16 protein-coding genes are annotated in these 14,756 nt (G+C 70.1%); 5 read left to right on the top strand and 11 right to left on the bottom strand.

Annotated elements, in window-relative coordinates:
* Positions 1–51: 51 nt before the first annotated feature.
* Both EPO52_RS15115 and EPO52_RS15110 read right to left on the bottom strand, forming a co-directional pair.
* On the bottom strand, positions 52–1,347 hold the full coding sequence (locus tag EPO52_RS15115) for a serine/threonine protein kinase (RefSeq protein ID WP_290807993.1): 1,296 nt from the start codon (positions 1,345–1,347) through the stop codon (positions 52–54).
* Positions 1,344–1,967: a hypothetical protein gene (locus tag EPO52_RS15110; RefSeq protein WP_290807990.1), complete on the bottom strand. Its 624-nt coding sequence runs from the start codon at positions 1,965–1,967 to the stop codon at positions 1,344–1,346. The genes EPO52_RS15115 and EPO52_RS15110 overlap by 4 nt, the downstream gene beginning before the upstream one ends.
* 220 nt (positions 1,968–2,187) lie before the next feature.
* Here EPO52_RS15110 and zwf point away from each other — a divergent pair, with 220 nt between their 5' ends.
* A complete protein-coding gene (gene zwf, locus EPO52_RS15105) occupies positions 2,188–3,660 on the top strand; it encodes a glucose-6-phosphate dehydrogenase (protein WP_290807987.1) in 1,473 nt (490 codons plus the stop codon).
* A gap of 8 nt (positions 3,661–3,668) precedes the next feature.
* Here the strand turns inward: zwf and EPO52_RS15100 are convergent, their stop codons facing one another.
* On the bottom strand, positions 3,669–5,063 hold the full coding sequence (locus tag EPO52_RS15100; protein WP_290807984.1) for an MFS transporter: 1,395 nt from the start codon (positions 5,061–5,063) through the stop codon (positions 3,669–3,671).
* A 59-nt stretch (positions 5,064–5,122) separates the two neighbouring features.
* Here EPO52_RS15100 and EPO52_RS15095 point away from each other — a divergent pair, with 59 nt between their 5' ends.
* Complete coding sequence (locus tag EPO52_RS15095) at positions 5,123–5,959, top strand: class II glutamine amidotransferase (RefSeq protein WP_290807981.1); 837 nt, start codon at positions 5,123–5,125, stop codon at positions 5,957–5,959.
* A 27-nt stretch (positions 5,960–5,986) separates the two neighbouring features.
* Here EPO52_RS15095 and EPO52_RS15090 read toward each other — a convergent pair whose 3' ends face one another.
* The 5 genes from EPO52_RS15090 to EPO52_RS15070 all read right to left on the bottom strand — a co-directional run bounded on the left by EPO52_RS15090 (position 5,987) and on the right by EPO52_RS15070 (position 9,057).
* Positions 5,987–6,133 (bottom strand): hypothetical protein, encoded by a 147-nt coding sequence (locus EPO52_RS15090; RefSeq protein ID WP_290807979.1) that lies wholly within the window; start codon positions 6,131–6,133, stop codon positions 5,987–5,989.
* Complete coding sequence (gene glsA / locus EPO52_RS15085) at positions 6,130–7,407, bottom strand: glutaminase A (protein ID WP_290807976.1); 1,278 nt, start codon at positions 7,405–7,407, stop codon at positions 6,130–6,132. Before glsA ends, EPO52_RS15090 begins: the two co-directional genes overlap by 4 nt.
* A complete protein-coding gene (locus tag EPO52_RS15080; RefSeq protein ID WP_290807973.1) occupies positions 7,404–8,048 on the bottom strand; it encodes a dienelactone hydrolase family protein in 645 nt (214 codons plus the stop codon). Before EPO52_RS15080 ends, glsA begins: the two co-directional genes overlap by 4 nt.
* 77 nt (positions 8,049–8,125) lie before the next feature.
* Positions 8,126–8,614, bottom strand: coding sequence for an SRPBCC domain-containing protein (locus tag EPO52_RS15075; protein WP_290807970.1), 489 nt, complete (start codon positions 8,612–8,614; stop codon positions 8,126–8,128).
* Positions 8,611–9,057, bottom strand: a complete 447-nt coding sequence (locus tag EPO52_RS15070) for an ArsR family transcriptional regulator (protein WP_363340527.1) — start codon at positions 9,055–9,057, stop codon at positions 8,611–8,613. Before EPO52_RS15070 ends, EPO52_RS15075 begins: the two co-directional genes overlap by 4 nt.
* Positions 9,058–9,267: 210 nt before the next feature.
* Between EPO52_RS15070 and EPO52_RS15065 the strand changes: the two genes are divergently transcribed.
* Both EPO52_RS15065 and EPO52_RS15060 read left to right on the top strand, forming a co-directional pair.
* A complete protein-coding gene (locus tag EPO52_RS15065) occupies positions 9,268–9,807 on the top strand; it encodes a hypothetical protein (protein WP_290807967.1) in 540 nt (179 codons plus the stop codon).
* Positions 9,804–10,646, top strand: coding sequence for a nucleotidyl transferase AbiEii/AbiGii toxin family protein (locus EPO52_RS15060; protein ID WP_290807965.1), 843 nt, complete (start codon positions 9,804–9,806; stop codon positions 10,644–10,646). The genes EPO52_RS15065 and EPO52_RS15060 overlap by 4 nt, the downstream gene beginning before the upstream one ends.
* 113 nt (positions 10,647–10,759) lie before the next feature.
* Here EPO52_RS15060 and EPO52_RS15055 read toward each other — a convergent pair whose 3' ends face one another.
* The gene (locus EPO52_RS15055) at positions 10,760–12,475 is read right to left on the bottom strand and encodes a polysaccharide deacetylase family protein (RefSeq protein WP_290807963.1); all 1,716 of its coding nucleotides are present in this window, start codon (positions 12,473–12,475) and stop codon (positions 10,760–10,762) included.
* Entirely contained in the window at positions 12,472–13,305 is an 834-nt protein-coding gene (locus tag EPO52_RS15050; protein WP_290807961.1) for a hypothetical protein, read from the bottom strand. Before EPO52_RS15050 ends, EPO52_RS15055 begins: the two co-directional genes overlap by 4 nt.
* Before the next feature lie 196 nt (positions 13,306–13,501).
* On the opposite strand from EPO52_RS15050, the gene EPO52_RS15045 reads away from it, so the two are divergent.
* A complete protein-coding gene (locus EPO52_RS15045; protein WP_290807958.1) occupies positions 13,502–14,092 on the top strand; it encodes a cupin domain-containing protein in 591 nt (196 codons plus the stop codon).
* Here the strand turns inward: EPO52_RS15045 and EPO52_RS15040 are convergent.
* Positions 14,070–14,672 carry a DinB family protein gene (locus tag EPO52_RS15040; protein WP_290807956.1) on the bottom strand — a complete coding sequence of 201 codons (603 nt, stop codon included), beginning with the start codon at positions 14,670–14,672 and terminating at the stop codon, positions 14,070–14,072. The two genes, EPO52_RS15045 and EPO52_RS15040, sit on opposite strands and share 23 nt — an antisense overlap.
* Between the last annotated feature and the right edge of the window lie 84 nt (positions 14,673–14,756).

Genomic DNA, 14,756 nt, shown 5'->3' with positions numbered 1-14,756 from the left:
GCCCGCGCGCACACGTCACCGGCGAGGCGGGAGCGGCTCGCACAGGTCATCTCAGCCGCCGAACACCAGGTACGCGGCGGCCCCGGCGACGCCGAGCACCAGCACGAGGTCGAGCACGACACCGGGCCAGCGCGGGCGGCGGCGTGCCTCCGCGGTGTACACGGGGGCGGTGCTCGGAGCAGGGGCCCGGCGCACGGTCGACTCCAGTGGCGCACCGGAAGGCTGGGCGTAGGCGACCGTGGGCGTGGTGGGTGGCTGCGGGGCGTAGGCGACCGTGGGCGCGGTCTGCGGGGCCGGCGCATACGGATACGGCGTGGTCGGCGGTTCGGTCGCACCCGTCGCGGGCCCCGTGCCGACCGCGCCCCCCGGCACCGTGCCCGCCAGAGGAACACCGCCCGTCGGGTAGGCCGGCCCCGGCGGCACCGTGCCGCCGTACGAACCCGTCGCCCCCATGCCTGCCCCCGTGCGCGTGAACGGGTCGTCGATCGCGTCCATCGGGGTGACCGCCAGCCCGTACTGCTGCTGCACCTGCTGCAGCGCGCGGCCGAACGAGAGCGCCGTGGTGTGGCGCGCCGCCGGGGAGAGGGAGAGGGCGGTGGCGAGCACGGCCTCGAGCTCCGGCGGGACATCCGGTCGTCCCGTCGCGGGAGCGGGGCCGGTGTTCAGCCGGTGGATGAGTGCCTCGGGCGAGTTGTCCCCGCCCGGGATCTCGAATGGCGCCCGCCCCGCGAGCAGGGTGTACACGGTGGCGGCGAGCGAGTACACGTCGGACGGCGCCCGCAGCACCCCGCCCTCGCCGAGCGACTCCGGCGACGCCCACGGCACCGAGTAGGCGTCGACCGCGGTGGAGCTGCCGAGCACACCGGCGATGCCGAAGTCGGCGAGCGCGGGCCGGTGGAAGTCGGTGACCAGGATGTTGGCGGGCTTGATGTCGCGGTGCAGGATGCCGGCCCGGTGCGCGGTCTCGACCGCCCCCGCGATCTGCACCCCGACCGACAGCGCCTCCTCGAGTGGGATCACCTCGTGCCGGTACCGCTCACCGTAGTTCGGCAGGGCGCAGTACTCCATCACGAGGTAGGCCTGCCCCGTCTGCGCGATGCCGGCCTGGTACACCGTGACGATCGACGGATGCGACGACAACTGAGCCATCTGGTTCGCCTCGTCGCGGAACTGCCGCGCGGATGCCTCGTCCAGCACACCCCCGGTGAGCACCTTCACGGCCACGCGCCGTCGGGGCAGATGCTGCTCGTAGAGGTGCACCTCGGCGAAGCCGCCGGAGCCGAGGGTGTCGAGGTAGTCGAATCCGGGCAGCGGGGGCGGTGGCGACTGGGGAGAGGGAGGCGTCATCCGACGTACCCCGTGTTCACCACGTCGAGGGTCTTGCTGGTCTTGCCGCCGGGGCCGATCATCGTGATGGCGTAGGTGACGCTCGCGTTCGAGCACTGGTAGTCGACCGCGATGCCGTCGTTCACGCCCACCTCCGAGAAGGGGGCGAGTTCGGCATCCGCGGTGCCGATACCGAAGTAGGCGGTGTCGGCCCCGGTGCTCGTCCAGGTGAAACTCACGTACGGGGTCTCTGCGGCGGGCACGCCGGGAACCGGGGCTTCGGACGGCACCGGGCAGTCGATCGTGGCCGGGCCGTTGAACGAGGTGATGACCGGGGCGGTCGTGCCGCTCCCCGAGCCGCCGCCGGTGCCTCCTCCGGAACCGCCGCCTCCGCTGCTGCCACCACCGGACGGCGTGGTGGTGGTCGGAGTCGGGATCGGCGTCGGGGTGGGTGTGGGCGTCGGAGTCGGGGTGGCCGCCGCGGTGGGAGTCGCGCTCGCATCCGCCACCGCGGTGTTCGGGGCGCCCGGCCCGAACACGCGCAGCCCGATGATGACGAGCATCACCACGAGCGCCGCCCCCAGCACCGAGCGCAGAACGATGTGGATCACCGGCCAGGCGCGACGCTTCTCAGACGGCACAGACGCATGATCCGATGACATCGGCGATCACCCCAGGCTGCGATGGCGTGTACTGCAGGCACGAACGGTTACACGCTAACCCCTGCGAACCCCCTAGTCGAGGGGGAAATCGGACGCTCTCGGCCGGCCCGGAAGACGGGAGAATTCCGCGGTGTTACGGGCGCGTGAAGAGTGCGCACCCGCACCCCCGTGGATGGATGCGTGCTGCCACTATCGCCTCGTGAGCCCGAAAACAGACGACGTCGACGAATTCGACCTGAGCGCCACCATCGCCCCGCACGTGATCGTGCTGTTCGGGGCCGCGGGCGACCTGGCCAAGCGCAAGCTGCTGCCGGGCCTCGCCCACCTCATCCTCTCGTCGCTGGCCCCGAGCATCCGGGTGGTCGGCACGAGTCTCGAGGACTACACGGAGGAGTCGTTCCGCCAGCATGCCGTGGAGGCCTGCACGGAGTTCAGCAGCCGCCCGCTCACCCCGGAACAGCTGAAGGAGTTCGCCTCCCGCGTCACCTACGTGAAGTCGGAGGAGGGGCCGGCCGCACTCGCCAAAGCCGTCAGGGCCGCGCAGAAGTCGCTCGGCGAGGGCGCGCGCCTGCTGCACTACCTGAGCGTTCCGCCTCGAGCCGCGCTCGCCGCGGTGCAGACGCTGGACGACGCCAAGCTGGTCGAGCACAGCCGCATCATCATGGAGAAGCCGTTCGGCACCGATCTCACCTCCGCGATCGAGGTCAACCGCACGCTCCACGAGACCTTCGGCGAGCGGCAGATCTTCCGGATCGACCACTTCCTGGGCAAGGAGCCGGCGCAGAACATCCTCGCCTTCCGGTTCGCGAACGGCCTCTTCGAGCCGATCTGGAACCGCAACTTCATCGACCACGTGCAGATCGACGTGCCCGAGACGCTCGGCCTCGACCGCCGGGCAGGCTTCTACGAGTCGACCGGCGCCTTCAAGGACATGGTGGTGACCCACCTCTTCCAGATCCTCGCGTTCATGGCCATGGAGCCGCCCACCGCGCTCGAGCCGCGGGCGATCTCCGAGGAGAAGAACAAGGTGTTCCGGTCGATGCGGATGCTCGACCCCGCGAACGTGGTGCGTGGCCAGTACGGCGGCTACCGTGACGAGCCCGGGGTGAACCCCGAGTCGGACACCGAGACGTTCGTGGCGCTCAAAGCCGAGATCGACAACTGGCGCTGGGCCGGAGTGCCCTTCTATCTGCGCACCGGCAAGAAGCTCGCCGAGGGGCAGCGCATCATCTCGATCGCCTTCAACGAGCCGCCCAAGTCGATGTTCCCCGCGGGTTCGGGCGTGGGCCGGTCCGGGCCCGACCACCTCACGTTCGACCTCGCCGACGCCTCGAAGGTGTCGCTGTCGTTCTACGGCAAGCGGCCGGGCCCCGGCATGAAGCTCGACAAGCTCTCGATGCAGTTCGCGTTGCACGACCACGAGCGGGCGGGCGACGTGCTCGAGGCCTACGAGCGCCTCATCCTCGACGCCATGCGCGGCGACCACACGCTCTTCACCACCGCCGAGGGCATCGAGCGCCTGTGGGAGATCGCACAGCCGCTGCTGGATGACCCGCCGCCGGTGAAGATCTACGCCCCGGGCACCTGGGGCCCGAACGCGATCCACCAGATGATCGCGCCGCACGCCTGGCGTCTCCCCTTCGAACGAGCCTGGCGCCCCCAGAAGTCCTGAGGAGGGGGTCAGGGGCGGCGGAGCGCCGCGGAGACGAGGGTGGTGAGGCCTACCGCGCCGAGGAGTGCCGCCGTGCCGAGCAGGGTCGAGTCGAGTGAGGCGGTCGTGGGCGTCGGGCCCTGAAGCTCGATCACCGCGCCGGCCGCCACCACGGCGATGCCGCCGACCGACACGAGCACCGTGAGCAGCAGGCTGCTGCCCTCGCCCACCTCCTCGGGCGCGAGGATGCCCGGGATGCCGATCTGCGACACCGAATACCCCATGCCGCAGGCGAAGCCCGTCACGCCGAGGGCGATCACGAAGACAACGAGATCGGGCGCCACCGCCAGTGCGAGGAGCGCGCCGGCACCGACCACCAGGGCGCCGCACAGCACCCAGGGCGCCCCGAAACGTGCGGTGAGCCATCCGGAGACCGGTCCGCCCACCGCCAGGCCGATCGACCCGAGCATGAACACGAGACCGGATGCCCCGGCCGACAACCCGCGCACCGACTGCAGGTCGAGGGTCGCCACCAGAACGCCGACGTTCAGGCCCACATTGGCGACCGTGCTCGCGACGACGAGAACCACGTAGGCCCGATTGCGCAGCAGAGCGGGCCGGACCAACGGGGAGACGGCCCGGCTCTCGCGGAGCGCGAAGGCCGTGAGCAGAAGCACGGCCGCGGCGAGCGGGCCCCAGGTGGCCGGGCTCGCGATGCCGAAGGTGCTCACGTCGTCGACACCGACGCTGAGAGCTGCGAGACCCGCCATCACGAGAACGACTCCCGGCCAGTCGAGACTTCGCAGGGAACCGCGACTCCCGGTGCCGTACGACTCGTGGAGCCGCTGCGCGCCGAGAACGGCGATGAGAGCCACGGGCAGGTTGATGAAGAACACCCAGCGCCACCCGGCGGTGGAGGCGAGCACCCCGCCCACCACGGGTCCGAGCGCGGTGCCCACGCCGGCGATGCCGAGCATGAGACCCATCACCTTCGCCCGATGGGCCTCATCGAGCGACGCGCCCATGAGGGCGAAGGCGTTCGGCATGATGAGCGCGGCGCCGATTCCCTGAGCGGCACGGAACCCGATGAGCAGGCCGACGTCGGACGCGAGACCGCAGACCAGGCTGGTGACGCCGAACACCACGAGCCCGATCATCAGAGTGCGCTTGCGGCCGATGAGGTCGCCCACCTTCCCGGCGGGCACGAACGAGGCACCGAGGCTCAGCAGGTAGGCGCTCAGCAGCCACTGCAGATCGGTCACCGGCACCCCGAGGTCCCTCGAGATGGTGGGCAGCGCGAGACTCAGCGAGAAGAAATCGAGTTGGATGGCGAACAGCGCGAGGCCCACGGGCACGTAGCGCCCCGCGGTCGCGAGCAGCGAGGCATCCGGTGCCGCCGCCGGCCCACCCGCCGCTCCGGTCATGATCGCCCCCGCTCTCGTGGAGACCAGGATAGGCTCAGCGCCACCGAGGAGGTGAGCGCATGTGCCGGTGGATCGCCTATCGCGGTGAGCCCCTGCATCCCGCCACCCTCGTGCTCGACACCCCGCACTCCCTCGTGGCGCAGTCGCTCAACTCGCCGCTCGGCAAGGAGACCGTGAACGGCGACGGGTTCGGCATCGGGTGGTACCCGGCCGACACTGCACCCGGCACGGCACCCGCGCTCTTCCGCAGCATCGAGCCCGCCTGGTTCGACGAGAACCTCAGCGAGATCGCGCACGCCGTCGAGAGCCCGCTGTTCTTCGCGCACGTGCGCGCGGCCGCCGGGCCGCCGATCCAGCAGACGAACTGCCATCCGTTCCGGCACGAGAACTGGATGTTCATGCACAACGGCGGGCTCCGTCAGTTCGAGGTGATGAAGCGCGACATCCTGCTGGCCATCGACCCGGCGCTGTTCGGCGACATCCGGGGCACGACGGATTCGGAGGCGGTGTTCTACCTGGCGCTGAGCCGGGGGCTGCGCGAGGATCCCGAGGCGGCCATGGCCGTGACGCTTCGCGAGATCGAGGCCATCGGAGCGCGCTTGAGCGTGCCGAACCCGGTTCAGGGCACGTTCGCGGTGAGCGACGGATCGACCGTGTGGGCATTCCGCTACTCGAGCGAGCACGCCTCGCGCACCCTGTACTACTCCGAGGACATCGAGACGCTGCAGGCCACCTACCCCGACATCGATCGGTTGAAGGTGTTCGGGCGCGGCGCGCGGGTGATCGTGTCGGAGCCGCTCACCGATCTGCCCGGGGCGTTCATCGAGGTGCCGGAGTCGACCGTGGTGGTGGCCGACGGCACGGGCTACCGACAGGAGCCGTTCTTGCGCGACTGAGGGCGCGGGCTCCGCGGGCGCGACGAATCAGGCGCCGGGAGCGGGCCCGTCGGTGGGGCGCGCGTCGGCGATGTACTCGTGGATGAAGCCCTCGAGCTTCCTGTCGAACGTGTCGACCTCCTCGCCCGAACCCTCGTCCGCGTCGCGGGCGTCGGCGCCTTTCGAATCACTCATGGCACCAGGATACCGGCCGGATCCCGCACCGAGATGCGGTAGCCGCGCGTGCCTGCATCCCCGGCCATCGCGCGCATCAGACGGGCGGCGACCGGGGTGGCTCGGGTGGCAGAGCCGAGGTCGATCACGAGGGCGGCCGTCTCCGTTCCGGTGTGCGTCCCCGAGCCATCGCCGCCCACCGCCTCCATGGCGGCGTAGACGATCTGCTCGGCCGCCACGAAGTCGATCTCGCCCCGCACCTCGACCGTGATCGCGCCGGTCGCCGCGTCGGTGCGGATGCTCTCCACCGCCGACACCGACTCGCGCGGCCGGTCGAGCATGTGCAGCCCGAACTCGGCCGACAGCAGCTGCAGCGCGGCCACGCCGCGGCTGCTGTTGCCCGCCGAGTCGAGCGGCGGGCTGTACACGCCGATGCCGTACTGGCCGGGTGTGACCGCCACGATGCCGCCGCCGACACCGGATTTCGCGGGCATGCCCACGCGGAACATCCAGTCGCCCGAACGGTCGTACATGCCGCAGCTGGCCATCACCGAGAGCACATCGCGGGCCACGGCCTCGGCGACCACGCGTTCACCGGTCAGCGGATGCTCGCCGCCGTTCGCGAGGGTCGCCGCCATCATCGCGAGGTCGCCGGTGTCGACGAGCAGCGAGCACTGCTGGAAGTAGGGCTCGACGGCGTCGGCTACCGTGCTGCCGAGCATGCCGCTCGCGCGGGCCAGATGGGCGAGGCCGCGATTGCGGTCGCCGGTCGCCGACTCGGACTCGTAGACGTCGTGGGCGAGATCGAGCGGCCGGCCGGCGAACGCCGAGAGGCCGGCGCGGATGACGGCGAAGCGCTCCTCGGCATCCGCGGCGGGGATGAGCGAGGTGGCGACGATCGCCCCCGCGTTGATCATGGGGTTCGCGGGCCGGCCGATCTGGTCGAAGCTGATGGCGTTGAAGGGTTCGCCGCTCGGCTCGACGCCGACGCGCTCGAGCACCGCCTCGCGGCCGAGCGCCTCGAGGGCGAGGGCGTAGACGAAGGGCTTCGACACCGACTGGATGGTGAAGAGGCGATCGGCGTCACCTGCGGCATAGCTGTGTCCACTCGTGGCGGTGGCGGCGATGCCGAAGCCGTTGGCGTCGACACGAGCCAGCTCGGGGATGTAGTCGGCGAGTTCGCCGGCCGGGTCGATGCGGCGCACCGTGGCGAGCAGGTCGCCCAGCGCATCCGTCACCGGATGGCAGAGCGGATCGATCACCGCGCCCGTGCCCGCCGCCTCGCCGCCGTTCATGGGTTCGGGAGCGCCTCGAGGAAGGCCACGACGTCGGCCAGCTCGGTCGCGTCGATGCCGTGGCCGAGGCCCGGGTAGATCCGTTCGGTGAGGGTGGAGTGCCCGGGCAGCCAGTCGTGCGCGCGCGCCACGGCGTCGGCGGCGATGACGGTGTCGGATGCTCCGCGGCCGTCGAACACGGGCGGCCGGTCGTCGGCCAGCGCGTCGTCTCCCGGCAGCGGGCTCGCGAGAACGAAACCGCCGAGGATCACCGTGGCCTCCACCCGGCGCGGAACGGCGCGGAGCAGCTGCGAGGCCATCAGGCCGCCCTGCGAGAACCCGAGCGACACCACGCCGACGCCGACGGGGATGTTTTCGTCGATCCACGCGCTGATGGCCTCGGTGGCCGCGAGCACCGGCTCGGGCTGCGGATTGCCGGGAACCGTGAGGGGGAACCAGGAGTACGACCCCGGCGCGAGCGTCAAGGGCGCGCGCAGACTCGCCCACGCGAGCCCGCGGGGGAGCGCGGGGGCGAGCGAAGCCAGGTCGGCCTCGTTCGAACCGTAGCCGTGCATCATCACCACCACCCGCCGGGTGTCGGCAGGAGCGGGCCCGCCGCCCCAGGAGGTGATCGCGGCGGACACGGTGAGCGGCTCGGTCATGTCTCCACCGTACTGCAGCGATTGGTTGTGTCTACAACCAACCCGCCGGCTCCGATGGGCTCACGCGGGGCCGCGTGTCAGGCGGAGGCGACGATGTCGTCGATCTGGCCCTGCGCCTGCTTCATGCCCTCTTCCATGCCCATCGCGACGAGCTTGTCGAGGTCGTCGAGCGAGTCGAAGTGGCTCGTGGTGGTCATGCGGCAGCCGGATCCGGATGGCTCGATGGTGACCGCCATCCGGCCGACCGGTCCGTCGGCGATCGGCACCGCGTTCTCGTCGGAGAACCCGTCCTCGAACTCGTACCGGGTGGGCGCGTCGATGGCCGTGCTGCGCCACCAGCCGTACCCCCGTGTGCCGTCGGGACCGGTCATGAAGTAGTGCGACTCCCCACCGACCACGAAGTCGTGGTGGGTGAAGGTGGCGGGCCAGGTGGGCGGACCCCACCAGCGTTCGAGCTGACGGGGGTCTTCCCACACCTGCCAGACGCGCTCGACGGGGGCGTCGAACTCGGCCACGAAGGTGAGGGTGAGTGCCTCGGGGTCTTTGTGTGAGCTGATGACGGTCATGAGGGGTGTCCTTTCCGGGGTGGATCTTCACGTGCTGGCTGGTTGCCGGAGGGGTCGTCGGTGGGCGGGGCGTCGGTGGGCGGCGCGTCGGTGGGCGGCTCGTCGCGGATCGGCTCGTCGCGGAGCAGGTCGTCGATGCGCTGCAGCCGGCCGCGCCAGAGCTGTTCGAACTCGCCGAGCAGCCGGCCTGCGCGCCGGATCGTGTCGAGCCGTGCGCGCACGATCTGCTCCTTTCCGCGGCGCTGCTTCTCGATGATGGCCGAGCGCTCGAGCACGGCGACGTGCTTCTGCACCGCGGCGAAGCTCATCGAGTAGTGCTCGGCCAGCGTCGAGATCGACTGCTCCTGCAGGATGGCCCGCCGCACGATGTCGCGGCGGGTGGAATCGGCCAGAGCGCGGAAGATCGCATCCGTCTCGGTCTCGCTCAACTCTCGTGTAACCATTTGGTTGTATGTTAGGGCGAACCCGCGCTGCTCGCAAGGGCATGCTTTGGTCGTTGCTCACTCGCAAGCTGGTCGCGGGTCGACGTGGGTTCTATAAGGCCATCATCCGGCCAATCACCGCAGACCGTCCGGGCATCGGATTCTCTGCGCGGCGGTCGTAATTCATGTCGCAGCATGTCAAAACTATACCGAAAGTGGTATAGTTTTGACATGCCTTCGACAACCTACCGCGATGTCGTGCACATGATTGCCGCCGACAACTACGGCTACGTCACCACGCGCGAGGCGGAGAGGGCTGGCGTCCCCAATGTCGAGTTGGTGAAGCTCGCCACACGCAACAGGTTCGCGCACATCGCCTACGGTTTGTACCGCGATGAGACCATCCCGCACACGCCCCTCGACGAGTATGCGGAGGCGACACTCCGTGCGGGAGAAGGTGCGTTTCTGCGAGGTGAGACGGTACTCGCGCTTCTCGGGCTTGCGGATGTGAACCCCCGGACCATCACTGTTGCGACGCCGAAGCGCACTCGGCGCACGGTGCCGGCGCGCATTGCACTAACCCCCGCCCCTGCGGACGCGAAGCCGACCGTATACGAGGGCATCGCGGCGCAGCCTGTGGTGGATGCACTCCTCGAATGTCAGGGCCGCGTCCAGGCTGGACGGCTCCTCGAAGCTGCCGTCCAAGCGCGCGCAGAGGGATATCTCACGACGGCAGAGATGTCACGTGTGCGAGAGGCGCTGGCGGCATGACATACGACACTGTCCCGGCGAACGTCAGTTCGCTACGTCAGCGACTCATGAACATCGAGGGTGATGAAGGATTGGTGAACAGGCGCACCGTCGGGATGGCGCTGGTCGTGGTCGGCCAGATGCTCCCGATCGGGGCCATCAAGGGTGGAAGCGCAATGGCGCTCCGCTACGGCCGGGCCACCCGGTTCACCAAAGACCTCGATGCTGCTCGATCGGGAACGCTGGCTGAGTTCATCACTGCTTTTGAGGAGCGGTTGAGCCAGGGGTGGTCCGGATTCACTGGACGGCTCATCGAACGCACAGCCCCGAGGCCGGCAAATGTCCCAACTCCGTACGTCATGCAACCCTTCGATGTGAAGCTCGACTACCTCGGCAAATCGTGGTGCACCGTTAAGTTCGAGCTCGGTCACAATGAGATCGGTGACGCTGATGAGCCAGAAACGGCACTTGCGGACGACCTTGCGGACCTGTTCCAATCTGTTGGGCTTCCCCGCCCGGAGCCCGTCAGCGTGATGCGGAGCGACCACCAGATTGCGCAGAAGCTCCACGCGGCGACCGGCACCGGCAGCGAGCGCGCGCATGATCTCATCGACCTGCAGCTGCTCGAACGCGAAGAGGATCTCGACCTCACCTTGGTGCGCGAGACATGCTCACGCCTGTTCACATACCGCGGTGGGCACGAGTGGCCGCCCACCGTCGTCGTGAACGACAACTGGGACACTCTTTACGAAGCGTCAGCTGCCGGGGTGGAGGTTCTCCCGGATGTTGCAGCTGCCGCAGACTGGGCGAACGACTTCATCCGGCGAATCGATTCGGCACTTCCTGCCGAGAGAACCTGACGTCAGGTCCTCCGCGAGGCGAAATCCTCGGCCTTCCACTCGGCGGCGTCTGCGGCGTCGATGTCGAAGACCCCGACTTTCTCGTCCGGCTCGGTGTCTTCGACCTGCCGGTCTCAGCCGTGCGAAGTCGTGGTGTGGGGCGCCGGCAGGGAGCCGCCGAGGAGCTGCTGCACGGTCACCAGGGTGAATCCGCGGCCGAGAAGCCCGTCGAGGATGGCGGGCGTCATGCGCGCGGTGTTGTCGTGCACGTCGTGCAGCAGCACGATCGAGCCGGGGTTCGCGCCGTCGACCGCTCGGGCGAGCAGCGTGGCGTCATCCGGGATCTGCCAGTCGTTGGTGTCGATCGTCCAGAGGATGGCGGGCAGCGAGGTCTGCGCCAGCACTCGCTGGTCGACCGCGCCGTACGGGGGCCGGAAGGTGGTGGGCCGCGAGCCGGTGGCGGCCTTCACCGCGCTGCTGGTGCGCTCGAGCTGGTCTTTGATCTGCTCGTCGGTGAGCTTGGTGAGGTCGGGATGGTTCCACGTGTGGTTGCCGATCTCGTGGCCTTCGGCACTCATCCGGGCCATCGTGCCCGTGTGCTGCACCACCCGATAGCCCTGCACGAAGAAGGTCGCGGCTGCACGGCGGGCATCGAGGTCGTCGAGCACCTGATCCGTGAACTCGCCCGGGCCGTCGTCGAACGTCACGGCCACGCAGGCGAAGAGGCCGCAATCGATGCTCTCCTGGCCGCGCCAGGGGGCGGCCGGCAGCGTGACGGCGGCTCCGGATGCGAGCACCGCCTGCACCTGGCGACCCTGCTCGCTCAGGTAGCCGGTGGCCGTCGCGGCCGGAACCGTGACGAAGAAGGGGTTCGGGCGGGCCGTGGCGGCACCGGCCAGGCGGTCGAGTTCGGGGGTGCTGAAATCGTCGGGGAGGTGCAGCACGAGTGCGCCGTCGGCGGCGAAGGAGAAGTGGGCGAAGAGTGCTCTCAACTGCTCGATCGGGAAGTCGTCCATGCTCTCGGTCATCGCCGGCTGCAGTGCGCCGGCGCGCACCTTGAGCGACTGCACGATCTGGGGGAGCAGGGCGCGCAGTCCGTCGTCGCTGATGAGGGTGTCGCTCGTCGTGACGAAGGCGCCCGAGGTCTCGGCGTAGTAGATCGTGGTCTGGTCGGCCGTGATCTGGCCGCCGGTGGCGGTGGTCACCCGCAGTGCCTCCACCAGGATCGAGCCCGCTGCGGCCACGATCTCGCAGGTCACCGTGAGGGTCGGTGCGCCGTTGGGCGAGGGCGGGGTGAATGCGGGATCGGCGATGAGCTCCTCGGCCGGACGGGTGGTGGAACCGGGCACGCAGCCGCGCTGCTCGGGAGGGATCGCCGGGGCGTTCGCCGCGGGCCGATACGGGGTGCCGGTCAGCGCGGCGTGCTCGGCGATGGCGGCGGTCACGCGGTCGCGGAGCAGTTGGGTGAAGGGCTGGTTGCCGGGGATCTCGCCCCAGCGCGCGCCGACGGGCGATGCCGGGTCGGCGTTCGAGAGCAGCCTCACGTCGAGGCCGGAGACGGCCGGCGGGGTGGTGATGGCGGGCTCAGCGGCGGGAGCGGCGGGAGTCGCGGGAGAGGGCGTGGCGGGCTGTGTGCTGGCGGGGTCGGTCGCCGACGGGTCGATGCCGGCATCCGGGGTGCCCGGTGGGGTGGCGGTGACCTCGCCGGTGCCGAGTTCGAGGGCGGCGGGGTCGGCCGCGCGGGGCGACCACGCGGGAGCGGGCGGGATGCTCGTGCATCCGGCCAGCGCCAGGGCTGCTGCCAGAGCGGCCACGGCCGCCATCGTCAGCGCGCGATCGAGGCGGATCACGATGCGGGCCCCATCGTGGTGGTGAGGGTCACGGAGGCGGCGAGATCGGCGGTGACCGGACGGTAGCGGGCGGCGTCGGCCGAGTCGACGGTGGCCCGCAGGATGACGACCGCCGGTGCGGTGGTGGCGCGGGTGGCGGGCGTGGCGCCCGTGTCGGCGGTCGGCGGGTCGGTGGATGCAGAGGGGTCGGCAACCGGATCAGGGCCGGTCGGCGCGGAGGGATCGGTCTCCGCGGCGGGCTGCTCGATCATCGCCACCGTGATGGTGTCGGCGCCCTGAGCGACGTCGGCGTAGCGCACGGTGAGGCCCGAGGTGAGGGTCTCTTCACTCCAGGCCGCTCCGGCCGAGGCGTCGCCCAGGTCGTGGGCGGCGAGGTAGGTCGCGAGCGCGTCGTCGGGGTTCGTGCCCCGTAAGGGAAGCAGGGCGAGATCGGCGCGGTAGGCATCGTCGGGGGAGACGAACACCGCGACGGAGGGGTCAAGGAACGGTCCGACGCCGAGCGCCAGCCATCCCGCACCGATCGAGGCGTTCGCCGTCACCGTCCAGGCTGTCGTCGTCGTCGCCGTCGACTCCGGCGCCCCTCCGGATCCGGGCCGGGGGGACGCGCCAGCGGGGGCGGAGGAGCTGACGGGAGTGGTCGCCTCCGTCTGCAGGGTGATCTCGGTGGCGCTCGAGAATCGCTCGCGCGGGCTGTCGGCGAGCATCGGGGGCAGCAGCCAGAGCCCCAGTGCGGCCGCCGCGAGGGCGAGCGCCACGACGACACCCAGCACGATGACGAGGATGCGGGCAACCCGGTTGCGCCGGTCGAGCCGTTCGCGGGTCGTGGTCATCGGTGCGCCTTCGAGGATTCCAGCCGCAGAGCTGCGGTGGCGACAGACTAAGCGACAGGCACAGTTGTCGATCACGACCACGCGGTGAACACCGTGGCCGTGGCCGAGTCGTTATGCGGCGAGGCCCGGAATCATGCGGATCCGCCCCGAAATGGGGGTGCCGTCGGACCTGTACCGGGGCGCTCCCGCTGCCAGCATGGTGACGTACCGCGCCACTCTGCGCGACCGCATCCCCGACGAAGAGGTTCCCGTGACTCAGACCCGACCTCTCCCGCGGCTCGCGATCGGGCTCGCGCTGATCGCCGTTCTCACGATGAGCGGATGCGCCGCACCGAGCACATCGGAGTCGCTCGCGACCTCGGCCTCCTCGTCGCCGTCGTCGCCCACCGCCACCCCCACTTCCACCGCGCCCGCCACCGACGCCCCCGTGGTGGTCGAGGAATTGGGTCGTGGCGAGCAGGAGGCCTCGGTCGATGTCGAGGTGACGGGCCCGACCCAGGTCGCGTTCCGCCGCATCACCCTGAAGCCCGGGGCCGGCACGGGCCTGCACTGCCACGACGGCCAACTGATCGCCGTCGTGGAGCAGGGCACGCTCACGCACTACGCCCCGATCTATCCCGGAGGCGTGCACGTCTACGAGGCGGGCGACTCGATCATCGAGGGCCCGGGTTACGTGCACGAGGGCAAGAACGAGGGCACGGAGAACGTGGTGCTGCTCGTGACCTACGTCATCCCCGATGGCGATCCGCTCGCCGAGACCGACCTCACCCACTGCGACCCGCGCTAGCGGCCGCCCGCGCCGCCTCCTCGATGCGGGCGCGGTAGGCCGCCCACTCCTCGGCGGTTCGCCCGGCCGGGATGTTGGGATCGCCCTGCCCGTTGCCCACGGCGCCGTCGATGAGCTCGCGGATGATGTCGGCGTGCCCCGCGTGCCGGGCCGTCTCGACGCACATGTGCACGAGGATCTGCTGCAGCGTGACCGAGCGCCGCTCCTCGGGCCACCACGGCACCTCGCCGCGCGCATCCCACGGCAGCTCGGAGATCGTGGCATCGCTGTGCGCCGCCGAGAACTCGTGCAGCTCGATGATGGATTGGCGCGATTCATCCGCCGGCACCCACATGTCGGCGTCGGGCTCCGCGCCCTCGGCGAGCCAGGGGAGCGCGCGCCCCGGGCGACCGAACACGAGACCGAAATAGTCGTGCTGCACGCTCGCGGTGTGCTTCACGAGCCCGAGCAGGCTCGTGCCCGTGGGTGTCATCGGGCGCCTCACCTCGTACTCGCCGAGCCCGTCGAGCTTGGCGAGCAGGTCGGCGCGTCGCACGCGCAGGTAGCCGTGCAGGAGTTCTTTGTCGGTGTCGTGGCTCATGCTCCGACCCTGCCGCCATCCGCCGACATCCGCGACTCGCGAGGGCGACGTCGACGGCTCGGGTGAGAAATGCTCGCAAAGCAT

The sequence above is a fragment of the Herbiconiux sp. genome (assembly GCF_004297105.1).
Lineage (GTDB): Bacteria > Actinomycetota > Actinomycetes > Actinomycetales > Microbacteriaceae > Herbiconiux.
Note: the sequence above shows the minus strand (reverse complement) of the source record. Positions and strands in the feature narration are given on the sequence as shown.

Excerpts from the sequence above, each read along its gene's own strand:
- EPO52_RS15115 (WP_290807993.1), bottom strand. The coding sequence starts at position 1,347 with ATGACGCCTCCCTCTCCCCAGTCGCCACCGCCCCCGCTGCCCGGATTC.
- EPO52_RS15100 (WP_290807984.1), bottom strand. The coding sequence starts at position 5,063 with ATGACCGGAGCGGCGGGTGGGCCGGCGGCGGCACCGGATGCCTCGCTG.
- EPO52_RS15095 (WP_290807981.1), top strand. The coding sequence starts at position 5,123 with ATGTGCCGGTGGATCGCCTATCGCGGTGAGCCCCTGCATCCCGCCACC.
- EPO52_RS15090 (WP_290807979.1), bottom strand. The coding sequence starts at position 6,133 with ATGAGTGATTCGAAAGGCGCCGACGCCCGCGACGCGGACGAGGGTTCG.
- glsA (WP_290807976.1), bottom strand. The coding sequence starts at position 7,407 with ATGAACGGCGGCGAGGCGGCGGGCACGGGCGCGGTGATCGATCCGCTC.
- EPO52_RS15080 (WP_290807973.1), bottom strand. The coding sequence starts at position 8,048 with ATGACCGAGCCGCTCACCGTGTCCGCCGCGATCACCTCCTGGGGCGGC.
- EPO52_RS15075 (WP_290807970.1), bottom strand. The coding sequence starts at position 8,614 with ATGACCGTCATCAGCTCACACAAAGACCCCGAGGCACTCACCCTCACC.
- EPO52_RS15070 (WP_363340527.1), bottom strand. The coding sequence starts at position 9,057 with ATGGTTACACGAGAGTTGAGCGAGACCGAGACGGATGCGATCTTCCGC.
- EPO52_RS15065 (WP_290807967.1), top strand. The coding sequence starts at position 9,268 with ATGCCTTCGACAACCTACCGCGATGTCGTGCACATGATTGCCGCCGAC.
- EPO52_RS15060 (WP_290807965.1), top strand. The coding sequence starts at position 9,804 with ATGACATACGACACTGTCCCGGCGAACGTCAGTTCGCTACGTCAGCGA.
- EPO52_RS15050 (WP_290807961.1), bottom strand. The coding sequence starts at position 13,305 with ATGACCACGACCCGCGAACGGCTCGACCGGCGCAACCGGGTTGCCCGC.
- EPO52_RS15045 (WP_290807958.1), top strand. The coding sequence starts at position 13,502 with ATGGTGACGTACCGCGCCACTCTGCGCGACCGCATCCCCGACGAAGAG.
- EPO52_RS15040 (WP_290807956.1), bottom strand. The coding sequence starts at position 14,672 with ATGAGCCACGACACCGACAAAGAACTCCTGCACGGCTACCTGCGCGTG.